This is a genomic window from Plantactinospora sp. A48 (assembly GCF_055793945.1).
Genome location: NZ_JBTIXF010000017.1, coordinates 1 through 21,559, shown reverse-complemented (window position 1 = coordinate 21,559; position 21,559 = coordinate 1). Strand labels below are relative to the sequence as shown.

The following is a 21,559-nucleotide window of genomic DNA, read 5'->3' as shown; positions in this document are numbered from 1 at the left end:
CGCGGACCCGTTCGGGTCCGCGGCCGTTTCGACTTCGCGTGATCTTCCTATCCGAGACACACCCGTTGGGGCTATTCAACGGTTGCCTGGTTTGGGCATGCTTCGGGGGTAGTCAACGGTTCCACACAGGGTCGCGCGAAGGAGGTGCCGGCATGAGCACCCATCAGTGCCCCGCGTGCGGCCGGATGATCGAGGCCGTTCCACGCTGTCCGTTCTGCGGGACCGAGCAGGTTGTCAGGGGCGACGATCTGCTCCGGATCGAACGGTCGATCGCCGAGATGAAGGCCCGCGAGGTGGCGATCGGCAACGAGCAGAAGCAGATCGCCCAGCAGCTCCAGGCGGCCATGTTCCAGCGGGACATCCTCGCGCACGCTGGCGAGGAACGGCGACGGCAGGCCGCCAAGCCGCGCCGGTTCCGCCGTGGCGGCAACCGCCGGCCGGGCCAGTCGACCGCCGTACCGACCCCGCCACCGACCGCCGCCCGGGCCGCTGCGGCGCCGACCACCGACGGGCGGCCCGCCGACCCCACCGGTACGGCCGCCCCGCACCCGCCGGCCGGGGCAGCCACCCGGTCGACCCCGAACCCTGACCCCGGTACGGCCTCCGCCGCACCACGCCCGGGGGCGACCGCCACGGCGCAGCCCCGATCCACCACGCCGGAACAGCCGGGGTCCACCACGACGGGGCGGCCAAGGTCCGCCCCGCCACAACCGGAGCAACCGGGGCGGCCGGGGCCCGGCGCGACCCGAGCCGGATCCGCGCCGCCCCGGCGGACCGTTCCCCGGGTGCCCCGGCAGGGTGCACCACCGCCGGACGACTGGGATCTGGTCCCCGATCCGTTCGAGCCGGCCGCCACCGCCGACGGGGCACCGCCGCACCAGCCGGAAGCCTCCTCGCGGGAGGTGCAGAACATCTACCTCGGCCTCGGTGGCCTGCTGCTGGGCATCGCCGCCGCGGTCTTCGCGGTGGTCGCGATCACCACGTTCGGGGACCTGAGCCGGGTCGCCATCCTGGCCGCGGCCACGGTCGGGCTGCTGGCCGTCGCGCCCCTGGTGGCCCGGCGCGGCCTCACCTCCACGGCCGAGACGCTGGCCGCCGTCGGCCTGCTGCTGGTTCCACTCACCGGGTACGCGGTGTGGACCATGGACGCGGTCCACGGTCGGCTGCCCGAGGGCGTCTTCGCGGGACTCACCTTCGCCGCCACCGCGGCGGTGGCCGCGGGTTACGCCGCCACCGGCCTGTCCGTACCCCGGTACGGCTTCGCGCTGGCCGTCCAACCCGTGCTGCCGCTGCTGGCGGCGAACTGGATCACCGGACCGGTCGGCTGGGCGCTGGTCTTCGCCGTGGTGGCCGCCCTCGACCTGTACCTGCACCGGCTGCTCACCCCGGATGGCCGGCTGACCCCGGCGGCCTGGCCGGGACGCCGCGCGGCACCACTCGCCGAGCCGGCGGAGCCCGGCCGCGACCCCTTCGGCCACGAGGCCCCCGCCCGTGACCGACTGGACCGCAGCCGCCTCGACCACGACCGCCTCGACCACGACGGACCCGACCTCGACGACCACGACGGACCCGACCTCGACGACCTCGACCGGCACCCCCGCGACCACGGCGCCCGCGACCGGGCCGGCCTCGACCTGGATGACCTGGACGACCTGGACCGGGCCGGCCCGCCCCGACCGGACGGTGTCGATCCAGCCGGGCGGGCGGCCCAGTCGGCTCGGCCGGAGACCGCCGGTGAGGAGGCCGACGCCATCGTCACCGCCGAGGCCGGGCCGACCCGCCGCCGCTCCCGGCTGCCGGTCGCAGCGGGCCCGCCGACGCCGTGGCTGCGGGAGCTGGTCTGGGCCCTGCACGCGTTCAGCGTGCTGCTCGCGCTCGGGTACGCCGTGCCCGCCCTCAGCACGGCCGCAACGGTGCCGGCAGCCGTCCGCGCCGGTGTCGTACTGCTGCTGGCCGCCGCGGTGGGGCTGGCCGGCGCGACCGGGTTGCGCTCGCCGCTGGCCCGGGACGTGGCCGCCGGCGTGTGCGTGCTCGCGGTCATGGGCGCGGTCGGCAGGGTCGCGGCGGTGGCGCTGCCCGGCCGCTCGCTCGTCCTGATCGCCGCCGTCATCGCGCTGACCGGTCTGGGCGTACGCACGCTGCCCGAATCCGTCCGGCGTGGCCCGCAGCTGGCCTCGGCGCTCGCCCTGCTGGTGGTCGGCGCCGTCGTCGCCGGCTCGGCCACGCGAGCGGCGCTGGCGCCGGTGCGGGCCTCCCTGCCGCCGTGGCGGGCGGATCTGTCCGGCTATCCGGACCAGCTCGCCGCGGCCGTCGGCTCGGCCGGTTGGCAGCTGGCGGCCGCCGCCGGGCTGCTCACCGTCGCCGCGATCATCGCCCTGCCCCGGGAGCTGCGCCGCGAGTTCGCGGTCACCGGTGCGGCGGTCACCGCGTTGGCCATGCCGGCCTCCCTGGGGCTGTCCTGGACCGCCGCGCCCTGGCCGGCCGTGGTGGCCGCGATCGGCATCGCCGTGACCGGGCTGTCCGCCGAGACCGTCCGGGCGGCCCGGGCGCACGCCCTGGCGGCCGGGGTGACGGGGCTGGGGGCCGCCGGCGCCGCCATGGCCCGGCCCGGTTCCACGGCCGCCGTGCTGGGCGTGCTCGCCGCCGCCGGCGTACTGGTGGCGCTGGCGCCCGCCACCTCGACGATCCGGGTGGGCCAGGCGGCGGGCATCGTGGCGGACTGGGCGGCCGGCGGCGCCGCGTTCGCCATCCCGGGGGCGACGGCCGGGTTCGTGGCCGCCGCCGTGCCCCTCGGGGCGACCCCGCCGCCCGACGCGGTGGCCCGGGCCAGCCTCACGGTGCTGGCGGCCAGCTTCCTCGCGGCCTGCGGAACCCTCTGCTTCGCGGCGCTGCGGCAGGTCGCCCACCGGCACCTCGGCGCACCGCTGACCATCGGCACCGCGCTGGGCGCCCTCGCCGTCTCCATCGCCGCCTTCGGCGCGCCGGGCGCCACCCTGGCGGACGCGCTGGTCGGCGGCGCGCTGCTGATCGCGGCCGTCCTGCTGGTCCTCGCCCCGTCGATCGACGCCGGCCGGCGGGCGGACCGGGTGCTCGACGGGCCCGACTTCGCGGCGGCGGCGGCGACGGCCGCCAGCGTGGGGGCGCTGGCCCGGGTCGCGGCGATCCTGGCGCCGGGCTCGACCCTGGCCGCCGGGGCCGCTCTGGTGCTGCTGCTCGCGGCCGCCGCCCGGGCCATGCCACCGCACTGGCGTCGCGGTCCCCTGCTGGGCCTGGTGGTGACCGGTGCGGTCATCGCGGCGGTGGCCGGATACGCCGCGCTGGTCGGTGGGGTACGGGTGCTCGCCACCCCCGGCCGGATCTGGTCGGCCGACCTGGACGCCTGGTCCGCCGGCGTGCCCGGTGATCTGGGTTGGCAGACCCCGATCGCGCTGATCCTGCTGGCCGGCGCCGCCGCGGTGCTGCTCCCCCGCCCACGCGGGTACGACGTGGCGGCCGTCTTCGCCGGCCTCGCCACGATCGGCACGCCGGCCGCGCTCGGTCTGCCCTGGTGGTCGCCCATGCTGGTCGGCGGGGTGGTCGCCACGGTGTACGCCGTCTCGGCGGTCGCCGCCGCCGATCCCCGGGCGGGCCTGGCCCGAGCCGTGCTGGCCGGTTGTGTCGCCCTGCACGCCGTCGGCACCAGCCTGGTCCGCCCCTGGACCACCGCGGCCGCCCTCGGGGTGCTGTGCCTGCTCGGCGTGGTGGTGGCCGCGCTGGCCCGCACGGTCGGCCGGATGACCGCCGAGCCCGACCCGCAGGACGACGCCGACGCCACCACCCGGGACGCGGCCATGCCGGTCCACCTCGCCCAGATCGGCGGCCTGGCCACCGGCGGCGCGCTGCTGGCCCTCCCCGGCGCGCTGGCCGCGCTCGCCGCGCACCTCGGCTGGCCGGCCGAGACGGTGCTCACCGCCGCCCTCGGCGGCTCCAGTCTCGGCGTCGCGGTGGTCGCGGTGGCCCGGCGGCGGATCCGGGAGTACCTTCCGTACGCCACCGTGGGAATCGCCGGCGGGGCCACGGTGACCGCCGCCGCCTCGCTCTTCACCGACCTGCCGTTCGGGGTGTTCGCCGCGGCCACCGCGCTGCTGGGCGTCCTGGCCGAGTTGCTGCGGGCCGCCACCGCACCCCCGGGCGCCACCGCGCCGTCCCGGTCCCGGTGGTCGATGCTGGCCGGCGGCGGACTGCGCGGGCTGTCGGATCCGCCGGCCAACCGGTGGTCGGTCAGCCCCACCGTCGGTGCCCTGCTGGTTTCCGCCGTACCCGCCGCGCTGGCCGTGGCGGCCGTGGCGCCGGCCCTGGTGACCGCGCTCGTCGCCCCGTACCGGGTCCTCGGCCGGATCTGGGCCGGACCGCCCCCGTCGCTGCTCACCCCGCCGCCCGACGTGGTGGATCCGACGAACGTGCTGGCGGCGCTGCTGCTGACCGCGGCCGCGGCGCTGGGTGCGACCGGCTTCTTCGGTGGCCGGCCGGCCCGAGCGGTACCGGTGGTGCTGCCCGGCGCGGCGATCACCGTGCTGATCACGCCGACCTCGCTCGGCATGGGCTGGCCGAACGCCACCATGGCGGCGCTGGCCGTCTTCACGATCGCCATGCTGGGGCTGGCGCTCACCCCGCCCCCGCCGGCGGCGGAACGGGCCCGCTCGCTGCGGGTGGCCCGGCTGCTGACCTTCGGCATCGGCCTGGCGGCCGGCGGCGCCGGACTGGCCGGCAGCCTGGCCACCCAGCAGCTCACGCTGTTCACCCTGGGCAGCGCCGTGGGAGTGGGCGCTGCCGCCGCGCTGTTCGGCCGGAGCCAGCCGGCCCGGATCCTCGGCTGGCTGTTCGCCTCGGTGATGGCCCAGCTCTTCGTGCTCACCGTCGGGCTGGTCGCCGGGCTCGCCCCGGACTGGTCGGCGTTCGGGGTGCTGGCGGTCGGCGCGGTGCTGCTGGTGGTGGCCCGGGTACTGCCCCGGCTGCGCCGCCCGGAGGCGGTCCGGGAGGCGGCCACGGTGGAGTGGAGCGGTTACGGCGCCGCGCTGATCGCGCTGGCCCTGGCGTTCCAGTCCCCCCGGCACATCGCCGCGCTGCTGGCGGCCTGGGGCGCGGTGATCGGCGTGGCGGCCAGCCGGCCGGGGCGCGGGACCGTCGAGCGGCGGGCGCTGTTCTGGTCGGCAGTGGCCTGCGAGATCAGCGCCTGGTGGTTGCTGATGTGGATCTCCGACGTGGGGTTGCCGGAGGCGTACACCCTGCCGTTCGCGGCGCTGGCGCTCCTGGTCGGCGTGTTGGAACTGCGCCACCACCCGCAGCTGAGCAGTTGGGCCGCGTACGGGCCGGCCCTGGTGGCCGCCTTCGTGCCCACCCTCGCCATCGTGCTCACCAGCGACACCAGCAGCCTGCGCCAGGTGCTGCTGCTGCTCGGCGCGGTCGGGGTGCTGATCCTCGGCTCGACCAGCCGCCAGCAGGCGCCGGTGGTGGTCGGCGCCGTGGTCACCGCGGTCGCGGCGCTGCACGCGCTCACCGTGTACGGCCCGTGGCTGGTGCTCATCCCGCTGGGCATCGTGCTGCTGGTGCTCGGCGCCGGCAACGAGCGGCGCCGACGTACCCAGGAACGCCTCCGGGGTGCCCTGCGCGGCATGCGCTGAGCTGAAAGGAAGGGCCCCCTGTTATCGCTTTTCGGATAGCAGGGGGCCCTTGTTAACGCTCCAGACCCGGTTCAGCTCAGGGAGGCGCGCAGCGCCGTCTCCTTGTCCGCCACCAACTGCTCCAGCTCGGCCTGGTACGCCGACATCCGGTCCCGCAGCGTCTCGTCGGCGGCCGCCAGGATGCGTACCGCCAGCAGGCCGGCGTTGCGGGCGTTCCCGATCGACACGGTGGCCACCGGTACGCCGGCCGGCATCTGCACGATGGACAGCAACGAGTCCATCCCGTCGAGGTGCTTCAGCGGGACCGGTACGCCGATCACCGGCAGCGGGGTCACCGAGGCGACCATGCCGGGCAGCGCGGCGGCACCGCCGGCCCCGGCGATGATCACCTTCAGCCCTCGGCCGGCGGCGTCCCGGCCGTACTCGATCATCTTGATCGGTGTCCGGTGCGCCGAGACGACCGCGACCTCGTAGCCGACGCCGAATTCCGCGAGGGCATCGGCGGCGGCCCTCATGGTCGGCCAGTCCGAGTCGCTGCCCATGATCAATCCGACGTCGGTCACGCCGATCCCTTCCTCGTTCGCCAGCGCCCGGCTCCCGGGCCCGCCCGGCGCGCTCACCGGCCGCGCCTCCGGTCCACCACCATCAGGCGCCCGGGGTCACCCACCGACGCTCTTCCGTTCGCGACCGCCGGGCGTACCGGCTCAGTCACCGACGCCCTCCTGCAGCCAACGGGCCGCCCGCGCGGCGCGGGCCCGGGTCTCGGCCAGGTCGTCGCCCAGCACCGTGACGTGCCCGATCTTGCGGCCGGGTCGCACCTGCTTGCCGTACAGGTGGACCCGGGCTCCGGGGTCCGCCGCGAACAGGTGGTGCAAGCGCTCGTCGATGGACATCCCGCCGTCCGGGCCGCCCAGCACGTTGGCCATCACCACCGCCGGCGCCGTCAGCTCGGTCTCGCCCATCGGATAGTCCAGCACCGCCCGCAGATGCTGCTCGAACTGCGACGTCCGGGCACCCTCGATCGTCCAGTGACCGGAGTTGTGCGGTCGCATCGCCAGCTCGTTGACCACCAGCCCGTCGCGGGTCTCGAACAGCTCGACCGCGAGCAGGCCGACCACGTCCAGCGCGGTGGCCAGGTCGATCGCCATCCGCTGCGCCGCGATGGACAGCTCCTCCGGCAGGTCGGGTGCCGGGGCCAGCACCTCGACGCAGATCCCGTCCCGCTGCACCGTCTCGACCACCGGGTACGCGGCGACCTGGCCGAACGGGGACCGGGCCACCTGCACCGCCAGTTCGCGTACCAGCGGAACCCGTTCCTCGACGATCAGCTCGGTGCCGCCGGCCAGCAACGTGCCGGCCCGTTCCACCGCCTGGTCGACGTCGGCCACCGGCCAGACACCGCGCCCGTCGTACCCGCCACGGGCCGCCTTGAGCACCACCGGCCAGCCCACCCGGGCGCCGAACTCGACGAGTTCGGCGGGCGTACCGACGGGCCGCCAGGCCGGCACCGGCGCCCCCAGGGCGGAGAGCCGTTCCCGCATCGCGCGCTTGTCCTGGGCGTACCGCAGGGCGGGTGCCGCCGGATAGAGCGTGACGCCCTCGGCGGAGAGTGCCTCGATGTGCTCCCCCGGTACGTGTTCGTGGTCGAACGTGACCACGTCACAGCCCTTGGCGAACATGCGTAACGCCGCCAGGTCGGTGTGGTCGCCGTACTGGACATCGGCGGCGACCAGCGCGGCGCCGTCGGACGGGGTGAGCGCCAGCACGCGCAGTGACTGGCCCAGGGCGATGGCGGCCTGGTGGGTCATCCGGGCAAGCTGACCGCCGCCCACCATGCCCACCACGGGGAGTCCGGTTCGGGAGTCCATAACACCGCTGAGCCTATCGGCCCGGCCCACCGCCGGTTCCGGGACCGTCCACCACCGGTCCCGCAGTCACCCGGCAGCGGCTCCGCAGTCACCTGCCGTCCGACACGGCGCCCGTCGCCGGCCCGGGTCGCGCCTGGGAGATGCCAGGAGATTCCGGTGCGGATCCCGGGGTACGCAAGGACAGATGCCTCTTCTGCCTCGCAACCGCGAGGGCTATCGTGTCGGCATGTCGTCGTTCCGGATCGGTGAGGCCGCCGAGCTGCTCGGGGTCAGCGCCGACACCGTGCGGCGATGGATCGACGCGGGCCGGCTGCCGGCCGTACGCGACGCGCACGGGCACCGGGTCATCGACGGGACCGACCTGGCCGCCTTCGCGCGCTCGCTGGCCGACGAGCCGGACGGGCGGGCCGAGGAGTCGTCGGCCCGCAACCGGTTGCCCGGCATCGTCACCGCGGTCGTGAAGGACACCGTGATGGCCCAGGTGGACATCCAGGCGGGCCGGTTCCGGATCGTCTCGCTGATGAGCCGCGAGGCGGTCGACGAACTGGGCCTGCGGGTCGGCTCGCGCGCCGTCGCCGTGATCAAGTCGACCACCGTACTCGTCGAGAAGCCGTCGTCGTCCGGCGGCGCGGGCAGGAGCAGGGAACCGTGATGGACCGACGTCGTCTGGTCATCGGCGCGCTCGCCGCGCTGCTGCTGGCGGGTTGTGGGACGGACGCCGCCGGGCCCGCACCCGGACCGGCCTCCCCCGGCGGTACGGCGACCGCGCCGACCGGCACCGTCACCGTCTTCGCCGCCGCCTCGCTGACCGAGGCGTTCACCCGGATCGGCCACGACCTGGAGGCGGCCCACCCCGGCCTGAAGGTCACCGTCAACTTCGCCGGTAGCTCGGCGCTGGCCACCCAGATCGTCCAGGGTGCCCCGGCGGACGTGTTCGCGTCGGCCGCTCCGGCCAGTATGAAGACCGTCACCGACGCCGGGCTGACCGCCGATCCGCCGGTCACCTTCGTCCGCAACCAGCTCGTGATCGCCACTCCCGCCGGCAATCCCGGGCACGTGGTCAGCCTGGCCGACCTGACCCGGCCGGGGGTCAAGGTGGCGCTCTGCGCGGAGCAGGTCCCGTGCGGGGCGGCGGCACGGAAGGCGCTCGACGCCGCCGGTGTCCGGCTCACTCCGGTAACGCTGGAGCAGGACGTGAAGGCCGCGCTGGCCAAGGTCAAGCTGGGCGAGGTGGACGCCGCCCTGGTCTACCGCACCGACGTCCGGGGTGCCGGCGACGTGGTCACCGGCGTGGAGTTCCCGGAATCGGCCCAGGCGGTGAACGAGTACCCGATAGCGGTCCTGCGCGACGCGCCCAACCCGGGCGGCGCGCGCGTCTTCGTCGACTACGTCCGCTCGGGGCCGGGCCACGCGGTCCTCGACGCCGCCGGCTTCCAGGCGCCGTAGCCGGATGCCCACCGAGACAACCCGGGCGGGTCGACGCCGTACGCTGCCCCCGCTCGCGCTGCTGGTGCCGGGCCTGCTCGGGTTGGCGTTCCTGGTCCTGCCGCTGTCCGGGCTGCTGATCCGCGCTCCGTGGCGCACCCTGCCGGAGCGGCTGGGCCAGCCCGGGGTGCTCGACGCGCTCCGGCTGTCGCTGCTCACCGCCAGCCTGGCCACGCTGCTCTGCCTGGTCCTCGGCGTACCGCTGGCCTGGTTGCTGGCCCGGGTCGAGTTTCCCGGCCGCCGTCTGGTCCGGGCGCTGGTCACCGTACCGCTGGTGTTGCCGCCCGTGGTGGGTGGCGTGGCGCTGCTGCTGGTCTTCGGCCGGCGCGGGCTGCTCGGTGGCTGGCTGGACGCCACCTTCGGGGTGACGTTGCCGTTCACCACCTCCGGGGTCGTGCTGGCCGAGGCGTTCGTCGCGATGCCGTTCCTGGTGATCTCGGTCGAGGGCGCGCTGCGCGGCCTGGACGTCCGGTACGAGGAGGCGGCGGCCACCCTGGGCGCGGGACGCTGGTCCGCGTTCACCCGGGTCACCCTGCCGCTGGTCGCGCCGGGCGTCACGGCCGGCGCGGTGCTCTGCTGGGCACGGGCGCTCGGTGAGTTCGGCGCCACCATCACGTTCGCCGGGAACTTCCCGGGCCGCACCAGGACCATGCCGCTGGCCGTGTACCTGGCGCTGGAAACCGACGTCCAGGCCGCGGTGGTGCTGAGCCTCGTCCTGCTGGTGGTGTCGGTGGCCATCCTGGCCGGGCTCCGCGACCGCTGGCTCAGCGCCCCGTGACCGGCCCGGAACCCAGCCCGGAACGCGGTGGCGGGGCGCTGCTCGACGCCCGGCTGGTGGTCGAGCGCGGTGGCTTCCGGTTGGACGTCCGGCTCACGGTCACGGCCGGGGAGGTGGTCGCGCTGCTCGGGCCCAACGGTGCTGGCAAGACCACCGCACTGCGGGCCCTGGCCGGGCTGACCCCGCTGGCGGCCGGTCACGTCACGCTGGCCGGCGTCGACCTGGATCGACCGGCGGCCGGGGTGTGGGTGCCGCCCGAGCACCGCCGGGTCGGTGTGGTGTTCCAGGACTACCTGCTGTTCCCGCACCTGTCGGCGCTGGACAACGTGGCCTTCGGTCCACGCCGACGCGGCACGCACCGGCGGCGGGCCCGGGCGCACGCCGCCGAGTGGCTGGCCCGGGTCGGGCTGTCCGAACACGCGCGCCGGCGCCCCGGACAACTCTCCGGGGGCCAGGCCCAGCGGGTGGCGCTGGCCCGAGCGCTCGCGGTGGATCCGGCGCTGCTCCTGCTCGACGAACCGCTCGCCGCACTGGACGCGCGTACCCGGATGGCGACCCGCGCGGAGCTGCACCACCACCTGGCCGGGCACGCCGGGGCGGCCCTGCTGATCACCCACGACCCGCTGGACGCGCTGGTGCTCGCCGACCGGCTGGTGATCGTGGAGGACGGCCGGGTGGTGCAGGACGCCGACGCGGCCACGGTCACGGCCCGACCGCGCACCGACTACGTGGCCCGGCTCGTCGGGCTCAACCTCTACCGGGGTACGGCCCGGGACCACGAGGTGACCCTCGCCGACGGGTTCGTGCTCACCACCACGGACCGGCTGACCGGGCCGGCGTTCGTGGCCTTCCCGCCGACGGCTGTCGCGCTGCATCCGACCCGGCCCGAGGGCAGCCCCCGGAACACCTGGGCGGCGACGGTGACCGGGATTCAGCGGCACGGCGACAATCTGCGGGTGCAGCTCGCCGGGCCGCTGCCGGTGGCCGCGGACGTCACCGCGGCCGCCGCGGCCGTGCTGCGGCTGGCTCCCGGTCAACCGCTCTGGGCGGCCGTCAAGGCCACCGAGACCCGCGCCTACCCGGTCACCGGCTGACGCCACCCGACCCCGTCGACCTGCCCGCCCGTTAATTAACAGGGGGCCCTTGCTATACGAAAAGCGATAACAAGGTGCCCTTCCTTACAGCGCGGCGAGCAGGTCGGCCACGGCGGTGACCGGACGGTCGCAGACGAAGCCACGGCAGACGTACGCGGTGGGCTGTCCGGCCAGCATCGGCCGGCCGGCGAGCAGCGGCACACCGGGCTGGTCGGGAGCACCGGCCACCACCACCGCACCCGGCGGGGCGTGCCGGATGGCCGCCGCCCGCAGCGGGTCGGCCGCCGGCTCCGGCGTGACGATCGCGATCTCGTACGGCCCGGACAGCAGCGCCTCGCCGACCGCCGCCGCGTAGCCGGTGAACCGGGCGTGCCGGTCGACGATCGGGGCGACCGTGCCCAGCGCCCGCTCGGCCGCCTCGCGGTACCGGGTCTCGCCGGTCAACGCCGCGTACGTCACCAGGGCCGCGCAGATCGCCGACAGCCCACTCGGGGTGGCGTTGTCGGTCGGGTCGGCAGGCCGGGCGACCAGCCGCTCGGCGTCGTCGGCCGTGTCGAAGAAGCCGCCGTTGTCCGCCGTGAAGTGCTCCAGCGCCACCTCCAGCAGGCCGGCGGCGAGTTCCAGCCAGCGTCCCTCCCCGGTGAGCTGGTGGACGGCGCAGAACGCCTCGGCGACGCAGCCGTAGTCCTCCAGTACGCCCGGCGGGTCGCCCACCCGGCCGTCCCGGGAGACCCGGCGCAGCCGGCCGGCCACGATGTGCCGCTCGGCCAGCACCTCGGCGACCGCGACGGCCGCGGCTGCCGTCACCTCGTCCCCGGTCAGCGCGGCGTGCTCGGCCAACGCGGTCACCGCCAGCCCGTTCCACGCGGCCACCACCTTGTCGTCCCGGGTCGGTTGCGGCCGGTGGTCGCGGGCCGCCCGCAACCGGCCCCGGACGTCGGTCCACCTGGCGGTGATGGCCGGATCGGCGTCGTCGATGTCCCGGGCCAGCCGCAGCACGCTCGTACCGGATTCGAAGGTCCCGGATTCGGTCACCCCGAACAGGTCCGCGGCCCACCGGCCGTCGTCGGGCCCCAGCGCCTCGACGAGTTGCGCGGGCGTCCAGACGTACGTGGCGCCCTCCACCCCCTCGGTGTCGGCGTCCAACGCCGACGCCAACCCGCCGGCGGGGGTGCCGAGATCGTCCAGCAGGAACGCCGCGGTTTCGGCGGCGATCCGACCGGCCAGGGCGTCGCCGGTCGTCCGCCACAGTTGGGTGTAGACCCGCAGCAGCAGCGCGTTGTCGTAGAGCATCTTCTCGAAGTGCGGCACCGTCCAGTGACCGTCCACCGAGTACCGGGCGAAGCCGCCGGCGAGCTGGTCGTAGATCCCGCCCCGGGCCATCGCCTCGCAGGTGTGCCGGACCATCTCCAGGTCGAGCACCACGCCGGTACGTTGATGGTGGCGCAGCAGGAACAGCAGGTTCAGGTGCGGCGGGAACTTCGGCGCGCCGCCGTACCCGCCGTTGACCGTGTCGAACTCCCGGCCGAGCTGGGTCGCGGCGCCGTCCAGCAGCTCGGCCGTGAGCGGCGCGACCGGCCCGCCGACCGCCTGTGCCCCGCCCACGGCCTCGACCACGGCGGCACCCTGCTGCACCACCGCGTCCCGCTGGTCCCGCCACGCGGTGGTCACCGACTCCAGCAGCCGGAGGAAATTGGTACGCGGGAAGTAGGTCCCGCAGAAGAACGGCGTTCCGTCCGGGGTGGCGAAGACCGTCATGGGCCAGCCGCCCTGCCCGGTCATCGCCTGCGTCGCCGTCATGTAGACGGCGTCGATGTCCGGCCGCTCCTCCCGGTCCACCTTGATCGCCACGAAGTTCCCGTTCACCGCCGCCGCGACGGATTCGTCCTCGAAGGACTCGTGCGCCATCACGTGGCACCAGTGGCAGGCCGCGTACCCGACGGAGATGAGCACGGGCACGTCCCGGCGCTTGGCCTCGGCGAACGCCTCGGGACACCACGGCCACCAGTCGACCGGATTGTCGGCGTGCTGGAGCAGGTACGGGCTGGTGGCGTCGGCCAGTCGATTCACCCGCCGACCATATCCATCATCCCGAGGCTCCGCCGGGAAAGGTGGCCCGAGCCGGCCGGCCCCGGCGTGCCGCCCAGGGAGACCTCGTCTCAGGAGGCGCCGTCGGCGCGGAGCGGGACGACCCGGGCGTGGGCCGAGTCGAGCAGGGACCGCAGCACCGCCACGATCTTGTCGGCCGGCATCGGTTTGAAGAAGTGGTAGCCCTGGGCTGCCGTGCAGCCGAGCTGGGCCAGTGCCACCCGCTGGTCCGCCGTCTCGACGCCCTCGGCCACCACCCGCAGGCCCAGCTCCCGGGCCAGGTGGACGGTGATCCGGACGATGGCGGCAGCCTCCGCCGAGTCCGCCATGCGCATCACGAACGAACGGTCGACCTTCAGCTCGTCCACCGACACCCGGGCCAGGAAGGTGAGCGACGAGAACCCGGTGCCGAAGTCGTCGACCGCGAGCTGGACGCCGAGCGCGCGCAGCGCCGCCAGCACCTCGTCGATGACCTCCAACTCGCTCATCACCACGGTCTCGGTGATCTCCAGCACCAGCCGGTGGGCGGGCACCCGGTGCCGGCGCAGCGACTCGGCGATCTCGGCCGGGAGGCGGGGGTCCAGCAGGCTACGCGCCGAGACGTTGATGGAGATCGGTACGTCGAGGCCGTGCCGGGCCCACTCGGCGGCGACGGTCAGGGCCTTGTCCACGACGTACCGGGTGAACGCCCCGAGCAGTTCGCTGCTCTCCACCGCCCGGACGAAGTCGGACGGACCCAGCATGCCCCGCCGGGGGTGGCTCCACCGGATCAGCGCCTCCACCCCGGTGGGCGCGCCGGTGTGCAGGTCCACCGCCGGTTGCAGCGCCAGCACGAGCTGGTTGGACACGTCCAGCGCCTCCCGCAGCTCGGCCAGCAGCGCGAGCTGATCGGTGTTGGCGGCGTCCCGGGCGCTGTCGTACGAGGCGACGCTGCCGCCGCCCTCCTTCGCCTGGTACATCGCGATGTCGGCCCGGCGCAGCAGCTCGGTCAGGTCGGCCGTGCCGGCGGTGGCGGACACCACCCCGACCGACGCCTCGACCGACATCCGGACCCCGGCGACCTCGGTCGGTTCGGTGAGCGTCTCGACGATCTCCCGGGCCCGCCGGATCGCGTGCGGCAACGAACCGGGGCGACCGGCCGCCGTCGGCGCGGTCAGCAGCAGCGCGAACTCGTCGCCGCCGAGCCGGCCGAGCAGCTCGCCCGGACGCTTCAGCTCGGCCAGCCGGCTCGCGGTCACCTGTAGCAACTCGTCCCCGGCGGCGTGTCCGAGCGTGTCGTTGACCTCCTTGAAGTGGTCCAGATCCAGCAGCAGCAGCGCCACCGGGTGGTCACGCTCAAGCCCGCGCAGCAGGGCGTCTCCCCTGGTCAGCATCGCCGTCCGGTTGTACAGGTCGGTGAGGGCGTCGTGCTGGGACTGGTAGCTGGACCGTTCCGCCAGCAACCGCAGCTCGTGGTGGGTGGCGGCGTCGTGCAGCGCGGCACCGAGCGCGTCGGCGAAGGCCGACAGCGCGGCCTGGTCGCGCAGCCCGGGGTCGACCGGGGCACGGAACCGTACCCGCAGCTCACCGACGTGGACGGCGCCCACCGTCAACGACCGGGTCACCTCCGGATCGCGGCGGCGAGCCTCCGGTCCGGTACCGGTCAGCCTCGCACCGCCCAGCCCGGCATCGTCCAGCCCGGCTCCGGTCAGCCCGACACCGGCCAGCCCGACTCCGGTCAACCCGACTCCGGTCAACCCGGCTCCGGTCAGCCCGGCTCCGGTCAGCTCGGCGAGGCCGCCCGGGGACCGGTCCTCCCCCCGACGGACCGCGCGCAGCTGGCGGGTCCGGTCGGTGGGCGGACGCCCGGGAATCGCCAGGTCCACCACCGGACCCTCGGCGTCACCCCGGTACCGCCACCACTGGCCATCCGGCCGCAACACGTCGATGTCGATCGACTCGGCACCGAACAGCGTCAGCGCCCCGGTCACCCCGGCCCTCGCCACGCCACCCTCGTCGAGCTGGTTGAGCGCGCTGGTGGCATCGGCGAAGGCACGCCAGACCCGCCGCTCCTCGTCGGCGCGCAGCCGGTGGCTGTACGTCTGTTGCAGCAGCCACAGCGCCGGCGGCAGCAACAGCAGCCACCTCGGTTCCTCGGCCAGCATGAGCACGACGACCAGGCCGATCAGCACGTTCCCGACGAACATCAGCAGCTTGCCGCGCAGCGTGGGCAGCAGCAGCCGGCCGATCGGCACACCCTGCCGGACAGCCATCGTGATCGAGGTCAACGCGACCGTGACCAGCAGGTACAGCGAGGCCCCGACCGCCATGGCGAGGGCGGACGAGGGGGTCGGACGCAGTCCCACCGGATCGACAAGCGCAATCGTGCCCGCCGTGCCGGCAACGGCACCGAGCGTCAGCGAGGAGCCGATCCGGAGCACGTCGACCGGTGCCCGTGGCTCGGACACCTGGGACAGGATCACCCAGGCGACCGTGGACCCGAGGAAGACGGCCAGCGGCAGCTGGCCGGCGGGGACGACGTACAGCCCGACGATGAGCGCCGCCTCGCCCCACCCGACGTTGACGGTGCCGCTGGCCAGCCGGAACCGCAGCCGGGCCAGCTGCGCGACGGCGACCGCCAGCACGGCGCCGGCCAGCCTGAGCAGTTCGGCCGGGGATTCGCCGTCCGGCCAGCCGTCGACGGCCAGCCCGCCGGCCACGGCCGCGAGCGCGGCGACAGCCAGGCACCCGATGAGGACGATCGACCGGCGAGGCAGCGCGGTCAGGCCGGCCCAGCGCAGGATCCGGTGGACTCGGGCACGGTCGTCCACCGGAGCTGGCGTCGTCATGGAACAGCCCCGGCCGGGGCGGCGACGCGGCACCGGCCACGGATCGACGCGGCCGGGAACCGGTTACCGGCCGCCGTGATGGCGTGGTCGGATACGACCACGCGGGACCGGTCGCCAGCCCTCCTACGGGGCCGGCGCCGGGCGCCGGATGGGTCAGACATCGGCGCCCCCTTTCCGCGCACGGTGCGGGAACGATCGGTCCCCCCGGCGGAAGGCTAAGCCAAACGCCGGGGGGGCAACAGGGGGCGCGACGTGGCAGATGGATGAATCATGGCGCCGAACGGGCGCTCCGTCCCAGCTCACCCGGCTCAGACGAGGGATCGGAAGATTCATCCGACGAGTTTTGAGCGGTGGCCTGATCGCCGGCCGGCTGGTCCGGGAACCGGTCCGGCAGACGCCGCAACCGGGAGTTCATGTTGCGGATCAGCAGCACCGTCGCGACGGCCAGCACCACGATCAGGAACAGGCCCATCGGACCGGCCAGACCGCCGGACCGGGTGTCCCCGAAGTTGTTCTCCGCGAGCACCTGTGTGGCGGTCAGCATGTCTGTGGTTCCCTCCGCGGTCGGGGCCGGGGCCGGCCATCCCCCTACGGTACGCCCGCGCCGGTCAGCGGGCCTGACCCGTACCGCGGATCCCGGCGAAGAGGTCGGACTCGGGCGTCGCGCTGTCGACCAGCGACCTCGCCAGTTGGAAGTCCTCGGTCGGCCAGGCCTGCCGCTGCAACTCCATCGGCACGTGGAACCAGAAGCCGTCGGGGTCGACCTGCGTGGCGTGCGCCCGCAGCGCGTCGTCGCGAACCGGGAAGTACTCGGCGCAGTCCACCCGGGTGGTGATCCGGGGGCCCTTGTCCGGCCGGTCGGCCCAGCGCTCCAGCCACTCCGCGTACGGCGACTCCAGGCCGGCCGCGAGCATCGCCTCGTGCAACGCCGTGACCTTGCCCCGGGAGAACCCGATGTCGTAGTACAGCTTCAGTGGCTGCCACGGCTCGCCGAGCTCCGGGTACCGGCTGGGATCCCCGGCCGCTTCGAAGGCGGCCACCGAGACCTTGTGGGTCATGATGTGGTCCGGGTGCGGGTAGCCGCCCTCCTCGTCGTACGTCGTGACGACGTGCGGCCGGAACTCGCGGATCAGCCGGACCAGCGGCCCCGCGGCCACCTCGACGTCCTGGAGCGCGAAGCAGCCCTCGGGCAGCGGCGGCAACGGATCGCCCTCGGGCAGCCCCGAGTCGACGAAGCCCAACCAGGCCTGCTCGACCCCGAGGATCGCCCGCGCGGCGTCCATCTCGGCCCGCCGGATCTCGGCGATGTTCGCCCAGATCTCCGGTCGGTCCAGCTTCGGGTTGAGGACGCTGCCCCGCTCCCCGCCGGTGCAGGTCGCCACGAGGACGCTGACGCCCTCGGCGACGTACTTCGCGGTGGTCGCGGCGCCCTTGCTCGACTCGTCGTCCGGGTGGGCGTGGACCGCCATCAGACGCAGTTGCTCTGCCAACTCCGGTGCTCCCTCGTCGCTTCCGGCGTACGTTGTCCGGGTCGGCTCGCGCGACCGGACCGGTCCCACCCGGCCGGCTCGCCGCCGGCAACAGGCTGAGATGATGGACCTCCGCCATTCTTGCCGATGCCACCGACGACAACCGTAGGAGATCGCCTCCGGTGAGCGAGACGCACACCACAACTCCGCCCGCCACACCGGTGTTCCCACCGGGCCGGTACGGGCGGCGACGCGCCGACCGTCACCGCCGGCCCTGGTTGGCCGGTCTGCTCGTGGCGGCGCTCGTCGCGGTGCTCGGCCTGGTCTCGGCCCAGCTCTACCGACAATACGGCGATCCGACCTATCGGGCCGAGGTGATTACCTACACGGAGATCACCGACAGCCAGGTGGTGATCGACTTCCGGGTCACCGTGCCACCGGGCGGCGCGGCCGTGTGCCTGTTGCGGGCCCGTTCCCGGGACGGCGCCGAGGTCGGCCACGAGGAGGTACGGGTCACCGCGGCGGCCGGGCAGCGGCGGCCCGAGGTACGGCACCGACTGGCCACCTCCGCCCGGCCCCTCCTCGGCGAGGTGCTGCGCTGCCGCCCGGCGGCCTGACCGGACACCCGACGGCGGAACCGACCGCCTCGACGGTGTGATCGACCATCCAGCGACGTGACCCACCGCCACGGTGGCGTGACCGACCGCGCCGGACGGTGGTCGGCCGGCCGACGGCCTGACGGACCGGGTCGGCACGTACGCGGTGCGAAAAACGTGCCCCTCCGGGGTGTGTAGCGCACTGGTAACTTGGTATTTCGTCCCTGTCCACCGTTGTCCCACCGAGGAGACCGCCTGTGTCCACGACCGATCGCGAAGGCGCTACCTGGCTGTCGCAGGACGCGCACGACCGGCTGCAGGCCGAACTCGACGAGTTGATCGCCGCCCGGCCCGCCGTCGCCGCCGAGATCAACGAGCGCCGGGAGGAGGGTGACCTGCGGGAGAACGGCGGTTACCACGCCGCCCGGGAGGAGCAGGGCAAGCAGGAGATGCGCATCCGCTACCTACAGGAGCTGCTGCGCACCGCCCGGGTGGGTGAGGCGCCGACCGCCGACTCGGTCGCGCCCGGCACGGTCGTGACGATCTACTTCGACGACGACAAGGACGACACCGAAACGTTCCTGCTCGGTTCCCGGGAGATCTCCGCGACGACCGATCTCACGGTCTACAGCCCCGAGTCCGCGCTGGGTCAGGCGATCCTCGGCAGCCGTTCGGGACAGACCGTGACCTACACGGCGCCCAGCGGGGCCGACATCAAGGTCACGGTGATCAGCTTCGAGCCCTTCTCGGGCTGATCCGACCGCCGGTCACCGGGAGCCGGCGCGCTCCCGGTCCCGGTGCCCGGTCAGGACCGTTCGCCGATGGTCACCCGGTAACCGCTGGCCCGCAGCGCCCCGACCAGCCGGTCGGAATGCTCGGCGCCACGGGTCTCCACCGACAGCGCCACCTCCACCTCACCGAGGCGCAGGTGCGGATCGTGTCGCTGGTGTTCGACGTCCACCACGTTGCCCCGGTGCTCGGCGATCTGGCTGAGCAGCGAGGCCAGCTGACCGGGCCGGTCCGAGCAGCGCACGGTCAGCCGCAGGTACCGGCCGGCAGCCGCCAGCCCGTGCTCGATGACCCGCAGCAGCAGAAGCGGATCGATGTTGCCGCCGGACAGCACCGCGACGGTCGGGGTCGCGACCTCGACGACCCCGGCCAGCAGCGCCGCGACGCCCACCGCGCCGGCCGGCTCCACCACCTGCTTGCCGCGTTCCAGCAGCATCAGCAGGGCCCGGGAGATGTCCTCGTCGGAGACGGTGACGACGTCGTCCACCAGCTTCGCCACGTGCGCGAAGGGGATCTCGCCGGGGCGGCCGACCGCGATGCCGTCGGCGATCGTCGCGAGCGACGCGAGCCGGACCGGCGCGCCGGCCCGCAGCGAGGGCGGGTACGCCGCCGCCCCCTCGGCCTGCACCCCGATGACCCGCACGTCCGGGCGGAGCGCCTTGACGGCGACCGCGATGCCGGAGACCAGCCCGCCACCACCCACCCCGGTGACGATGGTCCGCACGTCCGGGCACTGTTCGAGGATCTCCAACGCCACCGTGCCCTGACCGGCGATGACGTCCCCGTGGTCGAACGGGTGGATCAGGATCGCGCCGGTCCGGGCCGCGAACTCACCCGCCGCGACCAGCGCCTCGTCCACCGTCACGCCGGCCAGTTCAACGGTCGCGCCGTATCCCTTCGTGGCGGCGACCTTGGGCAGCGGCGCGTTGACCGGCATGAAGACCGTGGCCGCGGTGCCGACCAGCCCGGCGGCCAGCGCCACTCCCTGGGCGTGGTTCCCGGCGCTGGCGGCCACCACCCCCCGGGCCCGCTCCGCCGGGGTCAGCCGGGAGATCCGGACGTACGCGCCGCGCACCTTGTACGAACCGGCGCGTTGCAGGTGTTCGCACTTGAGCCAGACCGGGCCGCCGAGGTCCGCGCTCAACGGCCGGGAGGGCTCCAGCGGGGTACGCCGGATGACGCCCGCGAGCAGTTCCCGCGCGGCCTGGATGTCGGGCAGGCCGACCAGCTCCGTCATGCCCCGATCGTGCCACCTCGCGCAGGGTGAGCCGGTGGGGCCGGCAGCGTCACCCCGGAACCGGGATCAGCAGGTCAGCGGGGTGCCGTCACTGGGCGGCCTTGGCGGCCCCGGCCGGATGGCCGGGCGCGTGCCGGGACCACGGTTGGGTCATCTCGAACTGCCCGGCGACGGCGAGCAGCAGCAGTTCCGAGCCGGGTGGTCCGACGAGTTGCACCGCCACCGGCAGTCCCTCGGGGCGCAGCCCGACCGGCACCACCAGCGCGGGCAGGCCGGCGATGTTCCACGGGGCCGCGTACGGGGCGTACCGGATGTTGGCGGTGAGGTTGGTCCGCCAGGACCGGGCCGACCAGCGGTGCGCCGGCAGCGGCGCGGTGGCCAGCGCGGGGGTGAGCAGCAGGTCCACGTTGTTGTCGGCGAAGAAGGCCACGCAGCGTTCCCGCCAGGCGGCCCGGTCGGCCTCCCGCACCCAGCCCCGGCGCTCGGCGAAGCCGCCCAGCGCCGCGTGCCGGCGGGTCCGTGGTTGCAGGGCCGCCGGGTCGAGGCCGGCGGCGCGGGTCTCGGCGGCCGCCGCGGCCAGCCAGGTCGCCACGCCGCGCAGGCCGAGCGAGGTCGGATAGACCGGGTCGACGGAGATGGCGTCGTGCCCGGCGGTCGCCAGCAGCCGCGAGGCGGTCGCCACGGCGTCCCGGTTGGCGGCGTCCGGCCGGACGCCCTGCACGGGCGACCGCAGCGAGACGGCCACCCGCAGCCGGTCCGGGGGCACGAGCCGGTCCGGCCGGCGCCCGGCGAGCACCGCGAAGCCCAGCGCCGCGTCGGCGACGGTGGTGGCCAGGACGCCGTGCTCGGCCAGCCCGAACCAGTCGGTCGCACCGAGTTGGCTGGGCACCGCGCCACGGCCGGGCTTGAGCCCGACGAGGCCGCAGCAGGCCGCCGGGATCCGGATCGAGCCGAGACCGTCGTTGGCGTGCGCGATGGGCACCAGGCCGGCCGCCACCGCCGCCGCCGACCCGCCCGAGGAGCCGCCGGGGGTGTGGTCGGGATTCCACGGGTTACGGGTGACCCCGGTCTCGTCGTCGGTGGTGCCCCACAGGCCCAGCTCCGGCATCCGGGTGACGCCCACGATGACCGCGCCGGCCCCGCGCAACCGCCGGACCACCTCGTGGTCGAACTCGGCGACCGGGGTACGCGCGGCGGCCGAGCCGTTCCAGGTCGGTACGCCGGCGACCGGGGTGTTCTCCTTGACCGCCACGGGCACGCCGGCGAGCGGCAGGTTGGCCAGGTCGTCCTGCTCGTCGACCTTCTCCGCCTCGACGATCGCCTCACCGCCGCGGACCGTCCGGAAGGCCGACAGATCCCGGTCGGCCCGCCCGATGTGTTCGAGGTGGTCGGCCACCACCTGGGTGGCCGACACGTCGCCGCGCCGGACGCCCCGGGCGATCTGTTTCGCCGTCGCGCCCACCCAGGTCGCGTTGATGTCCTGCACCGCGCCACCCTCCCGTTCAACCTGCGTACGCCAGATCCACGCGGCCCAGGCGTGGTCCGACCGGAGCGGGGGGGGGGGGGGGGGGGGGGGGGGGGGGGGGGGGGGGGGGGGGGGAGGGGGGGGGGGGGGGGGGGGGGGGGAGGGGGGGGGGGTGGGTGGGGAGGGGGGGGGGTGGTGTTGT

15 protein-coding genes are annotated in these 21,559 nt (G+C 74.7%); 7 read left to right on the top strand and 8 right to left on the bottom strand.

Annotated elements, in window-relative coordinates:
- Nucleotides 1-152: 152 nt before the first annotated feature.
- Nucleotides 153-5,660 carry an SCO7613 C-terminal domain-containing membrane protein gene (locus tag ACXN5W_RS11950; protein WP_473158287.1) on the top strand — a complete coding sequence of 1,836 codons (5,508 nt, stop codon included), beginning with the start codon at nucleotides 153-155 and terminating at the stop codon, nucleotides 5,658-5,660.
- A gap of 71 nt (nucleotides 5,661-5,731) precedes the next feature.
- Here ACXN5W_RS11950 and purE read toward each other — a convergent pair whose 3' ends face one another.
- On the bottom strand, nucleotides 5,732-6,223 hold the full coding sequence (gene purE / locus ACXN5W_RS11945; protein ID WP_473158286.1) for a 5-(carboxyamino)imidazole ribonucleotide mutase: 492 nt from the start codon (nucleotides 6,221-6,223) through the stop codon (nucleotides 5,732-5,734).
- 141 nt (nucleotides 6,224-6,364) lie between these two features.
- On the bottom strand, nucleotides 6,365-7,528 hold the full coding sequence (locus ACXN5W_RS11940; protein WP_473158285.1) for a 5-(carboxyamino)imidazole ribonucleotide synthase: 1,164 nt from the start codon (nucleotides 7,526-7,528) through the stop codon (nucleotides 6,365-6,367).
- A gap of 226 nt (nucleotides 7,529-7,754) precedes the next feature.
- Between ACXN5W_RS11940 and ACXN5W_RS11935 the strand changes: the two genes are divergently transcribed.
- From ACXN5W_RS11935 to ACXN5W_RS11920, 4 genes are read left to right on the top strand one after another with little or no spacing between them, the layout of a single operon-like run.
- The gene (locus ACXN5W_RS11935) at nucleotides 7,755-8,180 is read left to right on the top strand and encodes a TOBE domain-containing protein (RefSeq protein ID WP_473158353.1); all 426 of its coding nucleotides are present in this window, start codon (nucleotides 7,755-7,757) and stop codon (nucleotides 8,178-8,180) included.
- A complete protein-coding gene (gene modA, locus ACXN5W_RS11930; RefSeq protein WP_473158284.1) occupies nucleotides 8,180-8,974 on the top strand; it encodes a molybdate ABC transporter substrate-binding protein in 795 nt (264 codons plus the stop codon). Before ACXN5W_RS11935 ends, modA begins: the two co-directional genes overlap by 1 nt.
- Before the next feature lie 4 nt (nucleotides 8,975-8,978).
- A complete protein-coding gene (locus ACXN5W_RS11925) occupies nucleotides 8,979-9,791 on the top strand; it encodes an ABC transporter permease (protein ID WP_473158283.1) in 813 nt (270 codons plus the stop codon).
- A complete protein-coding gene (locus tag ACXN5W_RS11920; protein ID WP_473158282.1) occupies nucleotides 9,788-10,885 on the top strand; it encodes an ABC transporter ATP-binding protein in 1,098 nt (365 codons plus the stop codon). The genes ACXN5W_RS11925 and ACXN5W_RS11920 overlap by 4 nt, the downstream gene beginning before the upstream one ends.
- A gap of 84 nt (nucleotides 10,886-10,969) precedes the next feature.
- Here ACXN5W_RS11920 and ACXN5W_RS11915 read toward each other — a convergent pair whose 3' ends face one another.
- From ACXN5W_RS11915 to mca, 4 genes are all read right to left on the bottom strand, one after another.
- Nucleotides 10,970-12,955 (bottom strand): thioredoxin domain-containing protein, encoded by a 1,986-nt coding sequence (locus ACXN5W_RS11915; RefSeq protein WP_473158281.1) that lies wholly within the window; start codon nucleotides 12,953-12,955, stop codon nucleotides 10,970-10,972.
- A gap of 89 nt (nucleotides 12,956-13,044) precedes the next feature.
- Nucleotides 13,045-15,801: a putative bifunctional diguanylate cyclase/phosphodiesterase gene (locus ACXN5W_RS11910; protein WP_473158280.1), complete on the bottom strand. Its 2,757-nt coding sequence runs from the start codon at nucleotides 15,799-15,801 to the stop codon at nucleotides 13,045-13,047.
- Nucleotides 15,802-16,069: 268 nt separating this feature from the next.
- The gene (locus tag ACXN5W_RS11905) at nucleotides 16,070-16,345 is read right to left on the bottom strand and encodes a hypothetical protein (protein WP_473158279.1); all 276 of its coding nucleotides are present in this window, start codon (nucleotides 16,343-16,345) and stop codon (nucleotides 16,070-16,072) included.
- Between the two features lie 64 nt (nucleotides 16,346-16,409).
- On the bottom strand, nucleotides 16,410-17,291 hold the full coding sequence (gene mca, locus ACXN5W_RS11900; RefSeq protein ID WP_473158278.1) for a mycothiol conjugate amidase Mca: 882 nt from the start codon (nucleotides 17,289-17,291) through the stop codon (nucleotides 16,410-16,412).
- A 161-nt stretch (nucleotides 17,292-17,452) separates the two neighbouring features.
- Between mca and ACXN5W_RS11895 the strand changes: the two genes are divergently transcribed.
- Both ACXN5W_RS11895 and greA read left to right on the top strand, forming a co-directional pair.
- Complete coding sequence (locus ACXN5W_RS11895; RefSeq protein WP_473158277.1) at nucleotides 17,453-17,887, top strand: DUF4307 domain-containing protein; 435 nt, start codon at nucleotides 17,453-17,455, stop codon at nucleotides 17,885-17,887.
- 236 nt (nucleotides 17,888-18,123) lie between these two features.
- Nucleotides 18,124-18,621 (top strand): transcription elongation factor GreA, encoded by a 498-nt coding sequence (gene greA / locus ACXN5W_RS11890; protein WP_473158276.1) that lies wholly within the window; start codon nucleotides 18,124-18,126, stop codon nucleotides 18,619-18,621.
- 50 nt (nucleotides 18,622-18,671) lie between these two features.
- Here the strand turns inward: greA and ilvA are convergent, their stop codons facing one another.
- Entirely contained in the window at nucleotides 18,672-19,892 is a 1,221-nt protein-coding gene (gene ilvA / locus ACXN5W_RS11885) for a threonine ammonia-lyase (protein ID WP_473158275.1), read from the bottom strand.
- Nucleotides 19,893-19,980: 88 nt separating this feature from the next.
- Complete coding sequence (locus tag ACXN5W_RS11880) at nucleotides 19,981-21,378, bottom strand: amidase (protein WP_473158274.1); 1,398 nt, start codon at nucleotides 21,376-21,378, stop codon at nucleotides 19,981-19,983.
- Between the last annotated feature and the right edge of the window lie 181 nt (nucleotides 21,379-21,559).

Bases quoted from the DNA above. Each gene is read 5' to 3' on its own strand.
- modA (WP_473158284.1), top strand. From the start codon at position 8,180: ATGGACCGACGTCGTCTGGTCATCGGCGCGCTCGCCGCGCTGCTGCTG.
- ACXN5W_RS11950 (WP_473158287.1), top strand. From the start codon at position 153: ATGAGCACCCATCAGTGCCCCGCGTGCGGCCGGATGATCGAGGCCGTT.
- ACXN5W_RS11940 (WP_473158285.1), bottom strand. From the start codon at position 7,528: ATGGACTCCCGAACCGGACTCCCCGTGGTGGGCATGGTGGGCGGCGGT.
- ACXN5W_RS11935 (WP_473158353.1), top strand. From the start codon at position 7,755: ATGTCGTCGTTCCGGATCGGTGAGGCCGCCGAGCTGCTCGGGGTCAGC.
- ACXN5W_RS11905 (WP_473158279.1), bottom strand. From the start codon at position 16,345: ATGCTGACCGCCACACAGGTGCTCGCGGAGAACAACTTCGGGGACACC.
- ACXN5W_RS11925 (WP_473158283.1), top strand. From the start codon at position 8,979: ATGCCCACCGAGACAACCCGGGCGGGTCGACGCCGTACGCTGCCCCCG.
- ilvA (WP_473158275.1), bottom strand. From the start codon at position 19,892: ATGACGGAGCTGGTCGGCCTGCCCGACATCCAGGCCGCGCGGGAACTG.
- ACXN5W_RS11910 (WP_473158280.1), bottom strand. From the start codon at position 15,801: ATGACGACGCCAGCTCCGGTGGACGACCGTGCCCGAGTCCACCGGATC.